The following is an 8239-nucleotide window of genomic DNA, read 5'->3' on the forward strand; positions in this document are numbered from 1 at the left end:
ATGTGGGAGCGGGCTTGCTCGCGAAGGGGTCAGTACTGACGACCCTTATCTCTCGGTCAGTGCAAACTGCGTCAGGCAAAACGTCGGAATCCCCATGTCTTGCAGGCGCTGCGAGCCGCCCAACTCCGGCAAATCAATGATCGCCGCCGCTTCAAAAATCGTCGCGCCCATGCGTCGCACCAGGTTTGCGGCGGCAATCAGGGTGCCACCGGTGGCGATCAGGTCATCGAACATCAACACCGAGTCACCTTCGCACAGGCTGTCGGCGTGCACTTCAAGGAAGGCTTCGCCGTACTCGGTCTGGTAACCCTCGGCCAGCACGTCAGCCGGCAATTTGCCCTGCTTGCGGAACAGGATCAGCGGTTTGTTCAATTGGTAGGCAATGATCGAACCGATCAGGAAACCCCGCGCATCCATCGCGCCGATATGGGTGAAATCGGCTTCGACATAACGCTGGGCAAAACTGTCGGCGACCAGGCGCAGGGCGCGCGGCGATTGGAACAGCGGCGTGATATCACGAAAGATCACCCCAGGCTTGGGGAAGTCGATGACGGGGCGGATCAGGGATTTGATGTCGAACGAATCGAAGGTCATCGTCGAAGAGTCCTGGGGTGGAAAGCGGACTCGAAGTATACCTGCGGCCTTGCCGATTGGCTCGGCCGCAAGCGTCTGGATCAGCCGTCGAGGGTGCCGCCGGCCAAGGCGCACAGCTGGATCGGATCGAGGATGTGCACTTCTTTGCCTTCGGCGGCAATCAGCGCGTTCTGCTGGAAGCGCGTAAATACGCGGGACACGGTTTCCACCGCGAGGCCCAGGTAATTGCCGATTTCATTGCGCGACATGCTCAGGCGGAACTGGTTGGCCGAGAACCCGCGCGCGCGGAAACGTGCCGACAGGTTGACCAGGAAGGTCGCGATACGCTCGTCGGCGGTTTTCTTCGACAACAGCAGCATCATCTGCTGGTCGTCGCGTATTTCACGGCTCATCACGCGCATCAGCTGGCGGCGCAGCTGTGGCAGCTGCAGGGCCAGCTCATCCAGGCGCTCGAAGGGGATTTCGCACACTGACGTCGTCTCCAGGGCCTGGGCCGACACCGGATGAATCTCGGTGTCCATGCCCGACAACCCGACCAGTTCGCTGGGCAGGTGGAAACCGGTGATCTGCTCTTCGCCGCTGTCGCTCAGGCTGAACGTCTTCAACGCCCCCGAACGGACGGCATAGACGGACTCAAACTTGTCGCCCTGGCGAAACAGAAACTCGCCTTTTTTCAGGGGGCGGCCGCGTTTAACGATGTCGTCCAGCGCATCCATGTCTTCCAGATTCAACGAAAGTGGCAGGCAGAGGGGGGCCAGGCTGCAATCCTTGCAGTGAGCCTGGCTGTGAGCGCGCAGTTTAACTGGCTCGGACATTTCTTAAATCCTTGTGGGAAAACACACATAAGACGTAAGGGTAACGCACCGAGGGTGGCTGAGGCCAGCGTGTACAAAAAACCGCCAAGGGTATAAAGCTTCGTGTATCGATGCCGATACACAGGTGAATCTCTATGAGCGGGAGCTCAGGCCATGTCGGTAAGTCCGGTCAACAACCTTGTCATTACTACGAAGGCCCCTCAGGTCCTGACGGCCGCAGATCTGATGGCGGGCAAGAAGTACGACGATAAACCCGCGCCGCCACCCACGCCCGGCGAAGGCGTGGTGGTGACCATCTCCGGGGCAGGGCTTAAAGCGGCCCAGTCCGGTGGTTCCAACCCGAACAAGGATATCGACGACAGCAACCTCAAGGACAACATCAAGCAGTTGCTGAAAATGATCCGCGACCTGAGAAAACAGCTGGCGGAGAAGATGGCGCAACTCTCGGCAACCATGAACGACACCGCCCTGAGCCCGGAAGCCCGTCAGGCCAAGGTGGCGGGTTTGCAGGGCGATATCGCTTCAATTCAGTCCGGCTTGATGACCGCCCAGGGGCAGTTGGCCAAGTCGCTGAAAGACGAATCGCCTGAGGCGAATATGCAGGCAATGGCCCTGCTGGCGAAGTAATTCGGGCTTAAATCACCCGCGAAAATCGTTGCCTGTTCTGGTGCTCCAGGTAGGCATCGAACACCATGCACACCGAGCGCACCAGCAGGCGCCCGGCGGGCAGCACACGAATGCCCTGCGCATCCAGTTCGATCAGGCCGTCGGCGGCCATCGTCTGAAGCTGTGGCCATACGTCGTCGAAATAGCCGCGAAAGTCGATGTTGAAGGCCTGTTCGACGGGCGCATACGCCAGGCTGAAATTACACATCAACTGCTGAATCACTTCCCGCCGTAATCGGTCATCCGTGGTGCATACCAAGCCACGGCTGGTCGCCAGTTGCGCACCGGCCAGGGCATTCTGGTAGTGATTCAGGTCGCTGCTGTTCTGGCAGTACAGGTCGCCGACCTGGCTGATTGCCGACACCCCGAGCCCGATCAAGTCGCAGTGCCCGTGGGTGGTGTAGCCCTGGAAATTGCGCTGCAACGTGCCTTCTTCCTGGGCGATGGCCAGTTCGTCGTCTGGCAGCGCGAAGTGGTCCATGCCGATGTAGCGGTAACCGGCCTGGGTCAGCTGTTCGATGGTGGTTTGCAGCATCAGCAACTTTGCCGCCGGGGAAGGCAGGTCGTCGCTGTTGATGCGCCGCTGAGGCATGAATCGCTCCGGCAAGTGCGCGTAGTTGAACACCGACAAGCGATCGGGTTGCAGGCTGATCACTTCCTCCACCGTGCGCGCGAAGTTGATCGGCGTTTGCTTGGGCAGGCCGTAGATCAAGTCGACATTGATCGAGCGAAATTGCAGGGTGCGCGCCGCGTCGATCACCGCGCGGGTTTCTTCCAGGCTCTGCAGGCGGTTGACCGCGCGTTGCACCTCGGGGTCGAGGTCTTGCACGCCGATGCTCACGCGGTTGAAGCCCAGTTCGCGCAGCAGGCCCATGGTCGCCCAGTCGGCTTCACGGGGGTCGATCTCGATGCCGTAGTCGCCGGAATCATCATCAAGCACATTGAAGTGCTGGCGCAGGCGTGCCATCACCTGGCGCAGTTCGTCGTGGCTGAGAAAGGTCGGTGTGCCGCCGCCGAAGTGCAACTGCTCCACCGGCTGCTTGGGGTCAAGGTGGCAAGCCACCAATTGAATCTCCTGCTCCAGGCGTTGCAGGTAGGCCTGGGCGCGCCCACGGTCCTTGGTGATGACCTTGTTGCAGGCGCAGTAGTAGCAAATATTGGCGCAGAACGGCACGTGCACATACAGCGATAAGGGCCGCGCGGCCTTGCGGCTGTCGCGCAGGGCGTGGAGCAGGTCGAAGGTGCCGACCTGGCTGTCGAATTGCACAGCGGTGGGGTAGGACGTGTAGCGCGGCCCCGCCAAGTCGTAGCGGTGAATCAGATCAGTGTCCCAACGAATGGCGTCGAGCATGCGGGCGGTCCCCCGGATAGGCTAGTGGGCCGAGTCTAGGGGCAGGGGTGAAAGGGCATCTTGATTTGCATCAACGGGGAGCGGCGCTATGCCACATAGCGGTTTAATGGCCCATCAGCCAATGCTGGTGCGGGCCGGGCAACGTCCACAGACCAAACAGAATCACCAGCAGCCCGCCGGTCATGCGAACGCTGCGCTTGCGCAATAACGCCGTCACCCGTTCCGCCGCCAAGCCAGTCGCCAGCAACACCGGCCATGTGCCCAGCCCAAACGCGAGCATCAGCAAGGCACTGTCCAGCGCGTTGCCCTGGCTCGCCGCCCACAGCAGGGTGCTGTAGACCAACCCGCACGGCAACCAGCCCCACAGCGCGCCCAACAGCAACGCGCGCGGCAAGCTGGACACCGGCAGCAAACGGTTGGCGACCGGCTGGATGTAGCGCCACAGGCCGCGCCCGAGGCTTTCGATACGGGTCAGGCCGCTCCACCAGCCGGCGAGGTACAGGCCCATGCTGATCAATAACAACCCGGCGAGCACGCGCATGAACATCGCCGCAGGGCTGTTGGCCACCGCCCAGCCCGCGAGGCCGATCAATAACCCGGCAACGGCATAGCTGAGGATGCGCCCCAGGTTGTACGCCAGCAGCAGGCGAAAGCGCCGGCTGCGCTGTTCCTTGGGAATCGCCAGGGTCAGCGCGCCCATCAGCCCGCCGCACATGCCCAGGCAGTGCCCGCCGCCCAACAGGCCGAGGATCAAGGCGGAGACCAGCAGGGGCGCCAGTTCAAGCATGGGGCGGGTCTTTGGGCGGTTGTTCCGGGCCGTTGGCTTCATCGACGGCGGCCAGGTGATTAGGGTCCTGGTCGTCGAACAGCACGCTGTGGGCCGGGCCGTCGAGGTCCTCGTACTGGCCGCTGTCCACTGCCCAAAAGAAGATGTAGATGGCCACGCCCACTAACAGCAGCGCCGCCGGAATCATCACGTATAGAGCTGGCATCTGCACTCCATGCCTGCGCGGGTCAAGCCGGCAGCGGGTGGGTTACTAAAGGGGCACTTGCCGGCTGCGCACTCGGCAGGCGAGTCAGGCGCAGGGCGTTAAGCACCACGGTCAACGAACTGAGGGACATGCCGATCGCCGCCCAGATCGGGGTGATCCAACCGAGGGCGGCAAACGGCAGCATAAGGCCATTGTACAGCCCGGCCCACAGCAGGTTTTCAATGATTACCCGTCGCGTGCGGCGCGCGAGGGTAAAGGCTTGCACGAGCGCGTCGAGGCGGTTGGACAGCAACACCGCGTCGGCGCTGGTTTTCGCCAGGTCCGTGGCCGAGCCCATGGCTACGCTGATATCCGCGGCGGCGAGCACTGGCACATCGTTGACCCCATCGCCGAGCATCAGCACCTTGCGGCCTTCCTTGTGCAGTTGTTGCAATACCTGCAGCTTGTCGTCGGGGCGCAGGCCGCCGTGGGCTTCGTCGATGCCGAGTTCAGCGGCAACGCTGGCGACCATCGGCGAACTGTCGCCGGACAGCAACAAGGTGCGCCAACCGCGCGCCTTGCACGCTGCCAGCAGGGCCGGGGCATCGCTGCGCAGGCGGTCATCGAGCACGAACCAGGCGAGGGCGCCGTCACGGTCGCCAAGCAGCAGCCATTGCCCGGCGGCGTCCGGTGAGGCGGGCAGCGCGCAGCCACTCAATTCGCAAACATAGCCGGGCTGGCCGATGCGCAGCAGGCGTTCGCCCACGCGACCTTCCAGGCCAAGGCCGGGGGAACTGAGCACTTCATCGGCGGCCAGCGGCGCGCGGCCAAAGGCGCGGGCGATCGGGTGTTCGGAGCGGTTTTCCAGGGCGGCGGCGAGGCTCAGGCACTCATCGCTGTTCAGCGTGCCCAAGGGGCGGATTGCTCGAAGTGCCAGCCGGCCCTCGGTGAGCGTGCCGGTCTTGTCGAAAATCACCGTGTCGATCTGGTTCAAGCCTTCCAGCACATGGCCGCGCGTCAGCAGCAGCCCGAGTGTGTGCAGGGTGCCGGTGGCGGCGGTGAGTGCGGTTGGCGTGGCCAGGGACAGCGCGCACGGGCAGGTCGCCACCAGCATGGCCAGGACGATCCAGAACGCCCGCGAAGCGTCCAGCTGCCACCACACCAGGCCGATCACGGCTGCCGCGATCAGCGAGCACAACAGGAACCCTTGCGCGGCGCGGTCGGCGATTTGCGCCAGGCGTGGTTTCTCGGCCTGGGCGCGTTCCAGCAGGCGCACGATGGCCGACAAGCGCGTGTCATGGCCCAGCGCGCGGACTTCGACGGTGAGTGCGCCTTCGACATTGAGCGTGCCGGCGGTGACGCTGTCGCCGACGTGCCGGGGCTGCGGCAGGTATTCGCCGGTCAACAGCGATTCGTCGATGCTGGATTGACCGTCGAGGATCACGCCATCGGCGGGCAACACCGCGCCGGGGTGCACCAGCACGCGGTCCGCCAGGGCCAGTTCGCTGAGCAGGATGCGTTCGCTTTGCCCATCAGGCTTGAGGCGCAGGCACGAGGCGGGCAAAAGGTTGACCAATTGCGCGGTGGCTGCCGCCGTGCGTTCGCGGGCGCGGCGTTCCAGATAGCGCCCCGCCAACAGAAACAGCGCGAACATGCCCACGGCATCGAAATACAGCTCGCCGGTGCCGGTGATTGCGGTCCAGATCCCCGCCAGATAAGCGCCGCCAATCGCCAGGGACACCGACACATCCATGGTCAGGTGGCGCGTGCGCAGGTCGCGCAGGGCGCCTTTGAAAAACGGGGCGCAGCTGTAGAACACGATGGGTGTTGTCAGAAACATCGCCACCCAGCGCAGGATCACATGCAGCTCCGGGCTCAGGTCGATATTGAATTCCGGCCAGGTGGCCATGGTCGCCATCATCGCCTGGAACCACAGCAACCCGGCGACGCCCAGTTGGCGCAAGGCCAGGCTGTTTTCGCTGGCCAGTTGCTCGGCGGCACGGTCGGCCTGGTAAGGGTGGGCGGCATAGCCGATATGGCGCAGCTCGCCGAGCAGTTGGCTCAACGGCAATTGCCCGTCGGCCCACTGCACATGCAGGCGATGGTTGGACAGGTTCAGCCGCGCCTCGGCCACGGCGGGCAGGCTGCGCAGGTGTTTTTCGATCAGCCAGCCACAGGCGGCGCAACTGATGCCTTCCATCAGCAGGGTGGTTTCGGCGAGTTCGCCTTGGTGGCGCACAAACGGCTTTTGCACATCGGCGCGGTCGTACAGCGCCAGTTCATCAACCAATTGCACCGGCAGCGCCTCGGGGTTGGCCGAGGCTTCGCTGCGGTGCTGGTAATAGCCTTCCAGGCCGCCGGCCACAATTGCTTCGGCCACTGCCTGGCAGCCCGGGCAGCACAGCTCGCGGCGCTCGCCGAGGATGACGGCGGTAAACCGGCTGCCGGCGGGAACGGGCAGGGCGCAGTGGTAGCAAGGGGTTGGCGTGGTCATGGGTATGAATCTTAGTCGGCTGGGAGGGCCTCATCGCGGGCAAGCCCGGCTCCCACAGGGAATGCATTCCAAATGTGGGAGCAGGTTTGCCCGTGATGCGCGAAGCGCACGGTTTTACTTTTTCAGGTCTTCGGCGCCCTGCAACGGCTCATCACCCAGCAGCAAGTCCTTGTCGTGGCTGACCTGTTCTTCTTCGAACATGCGCCAGGTCCTGTCGCCTTCCACGCCGAGCAATTCGACGAAGCGTCGGCCTTCGACCTTGTCGGTGACCTGGCCGATGTAGCGGCCCGGCTCGCTGGCGCTGCGGGTGAGGATGATCTTGCGGTCCTTCTCCGGCTGCGTCGGGGAGATCAGGTTCAATTCGAGGGTGCCGGGCCCGCTGTTGCCGGTCAGGTGCAGTTCGACTTCACCGGTCAGTTCGTCCAGGTGCACGTTGGCGCGCAGTTGCAGAGTTTGTGCCAGCAGTTCACGGTCCAGGGAGCGGTTGATGCCTTTGCCGGCCTCGTAGTAGTTGTCGGTGACCAGGTTGTCCGGGTTGTTCACCGCAATGGTCACCATGGACAAGGTCAAGGTCACCGAACAGGTCAGGATCCCGATGATGATCCAGGGCCAGAGGTGCTTGTACCAGGGGCTTGCGGCAGTGGCTGCGGGCATTGTTGTGCTCTCTGATTAACGTACGTTTTGTTTAACGGACTTGTGGGCCGATGAATCGGCTCTTGGCTTCAATGTGGACGCTGGCGTCATCGGCATCCGTAAGGATGAATTTGACCTCGTTGGTGCTCGACGGCAATTGTTCCGGCGCGCTGGACAGTTCCACCGGCATGCTGAGGATTTCCCCGGCGGCGACCTTGATCTCGCGGCGGCCTTGCAGCTTGAGGTCTGGCAGGCCGGCGGCGTCGAGCACGTAGGTGTGGTCGCGCTGGTCCTTGTTCATGATCTTCAGGCTGTAGACGTTTTCGATGCGGCCTTCGGCGTTTTCACGGTAAAGCACGCGGTCTTTGCTGACGTCGAACCCCACCAGCGAACGCATGAAAAACGCGCCGACCAACAGGCTGATCATCGCCAGCAACACCAGTGCGTAGCCGATCAGGCGCGGGCGCAGCTTATGGGTTTTTTGCCCGGACAGATTGTGTTCGGTGGTGTAGCTGATCAGGCCGCGCGGGTATTCCATCTTGTCCATGATGTTGTCGCACGCGTCGATGCACGCTGCGCAGCCGATGCACTCGATTTGCAGGCCGTCGCGGATGTCGATGCCGGTGGGGCACACCTGTACGCACATGGTGCAGTCGATGCAGTCCCCCAGCCCTTCGGCCTTGTAGTCGATGCCTTTTTTGCGCGGGCCACGCAC

Annotated in this window: 9 protein-coding genes; 1 reads left to right on the forward strand and 8 read right to left on the reverse strand. The window is 63.1% G+C overall.

Features of this window, described 5'->3' with window-relative positions:
• Positions 1–45: 45 nt before the first annotated feature.
• Together WBB95_RS16820 and fnr are read right to left on the reverse strand one after the other, a co-directional pair.
• Complete coding sequence (locus WBB95_RS16820; RefSeq protein ID WP_424488621.1) at positions 46–594, reverse strand: adenine phosphoribosyltransferase; 549 nt, start codon at positions 592–594, stop codon at positions 46–48.
• A gap of 80 nt (positions 595–674) precedes the next feature.
• On the reverse strand, positions 675–1409 hold the full coding sequence (gene fnr, locus WBB95_RS16825) for a fumarate/nitrate reduction transcriptional regulator Fnr (RefSeq protein WP_424488622.1): 735 nt from the start codon (positions 1407–1409) through the stop codon (positions 675–677).
• Between the two features lie 153 nt (positions 1410–1562).
• Here fnr and WBB95_RS16830 point away from each other — a divergent pair, with 153 nt between their 5' ends.
• The gene (locus WBB95_RS16830; RefSeq protein ID WP_424488623.1) at positions 1563–2036 is read left to right on the forward strand and encodes a hypothetical protein; all 474 of its coding nucleotides are present in this window, start codon (positions 1563–1565) and stop codon (positions 2034–2036) included.
• A 7-nt stretch (positions 2037–2043) separates the two neighbouring features.
• On the opposite strand, the gene hemN is transcribed toward WBB95_RS16830, so the two are convergent.
• From hemN to WBB95_RS16860, 6 genes are all read right to left on the reverse strand, one after another.
• The gene (gene hemN, locus WBB95_RS16835; RefSeq protein ID WP_424488624.1) at positions 2044–3426 is read right to left on the reverse strand and encodes an oxygen-independent coproporphyrinogen III oxidase; all 1383 of its coding nucleotides are present in this window, start codon (positions 3424–3426) and stop codon (positions 2044–2046) included.
• A 103-nt stretch (positions 3427–3529) separates the two neighbouring features.
• Positions 3530–4213, reverse strand: coding sequence for a sulfite exporter TauE/SafE family protein (locus WBB95_RS16840; RefSeq protein WP_424488625.1), 684 nt, complete (start codon positions 4211–4213; stop codon positions 3530–3532).
• A complete protein-coding gene (ccoS, locus tag WBB95_RS16845; protein WP_424488626.1) occupies positions 4206–4418 on the reverse strand; it encodes a cbb3-type cytochrome oxidase assembly protein CcoS in 213 nt (70 codons plus the stop codon). Before ccoS ends, WBB95_RS16840 begins: the two co-directional genes overlap by 8 nt.
• A 22-nt stretch (positions 4419–4440) precedes the next feature.
• The gene (locus WBB95_RS16850; RefSeq protein WP_424488627.1) at positions 4441–6891 is read right to left on the reverse strand and encodes a heavy metal translocating P-type ATPase; all 2451 of its coding nucleotides are present in this window, start codon (positions 6889–6891) and stop codon (positions 4441–4443) included.
• A gap of 114 nt (positions 6892–7005) precedes the next feature.
• On the reverse strand, positions 7006–7545 hold the full coding sequence (locus tag WBB95_RS16855) for a FixH family protein (protein WP_424488628.1): 540 nt from the start codon (positions 7543–7545) through the stop codon (positions 7006–7008).
• A gap of 31 nt (positions 7546–7576) precedes the next feature.
• A partial coding sequence (locus WBB95_RS16860) for a FixG Ig-like domain-containing protein (protein ID WP_424488629.1) occupies positions 7577–8239 on the reverse strand: 663 nt, incomplete at its 5' end.

The organism is Pseudomonas sp., from assembly GCF_049645325.1.
In the GTDB taxonomy this organism is placed as follows: Bacteria; Pseudomonadota; Gammaproteobacteria; order Pseudomonadales; family Pseudomonadaceae; genus Aquipseudomonas.

What these genes read in the sequence shown, in the direction of transcription:
- ccoS (WP_424488626.1), bottom strand. Translation starts at nt 4,418, where the DNA reads ATGCCAGCTCTATACGTGATGATTCCGGCGGCGCTGCTGTTAGTGGGC.
- fnr (WP_424488622.1), bottom strand. Translation starts at nt 1,409, where the DNA reads ATGTCCGAGCCAGTTAAACTGCGCGCTCACAGCCAGGCTCACTGCAAG.
- WBB95_RS16840 (WP_424488625.1), bottom strand. Translation starts at nt 4,213, where the DNA reads ATGCTTGAACTGGCGCCCCTGCTGGTCTCCGCCTTGATCCTCGGCCTG.
- WBB95_RS16830 (WP_424488623.1), top strand. Translation starts at nt 1,563, where the DNA reads ATGTCGGTAAGTCCGGTCAACAACCTTGTCATTACTACGAAGGCCCCT.
- WBB95_RS16850 (WP_424488627.1), bottom strand. Translation starts at nt 6,891, where the DNA reads ATGACCACGCCAACCCCTTGCTACCACTGCGCCCTGCCCGTTCCCGCC.
- hemN (WP_424488624.1), bottom strand. Translation starts at nt 3,426, where the DNA reads ATGCTCGACGCCATTCGTTGGGACACTGATCTGATTCACCGCTACGAC.
- WBB95_RS16855 (WP_424488628.1), bottom strand. Translation starts at nt 7,545, where the DNA reads ATGCCCGCAGCCACTGCCGCAAGCCCCTGGTACAAGCACCTCTGGCCC.
- WBB95_RS16820 (WP_424488621.1), bottom strand. Translation starts at nt 594, where the DNA reads ATGACCTTCGATTCGTTCGACATCAAATCCCTGATCCGCCCCGTCATC.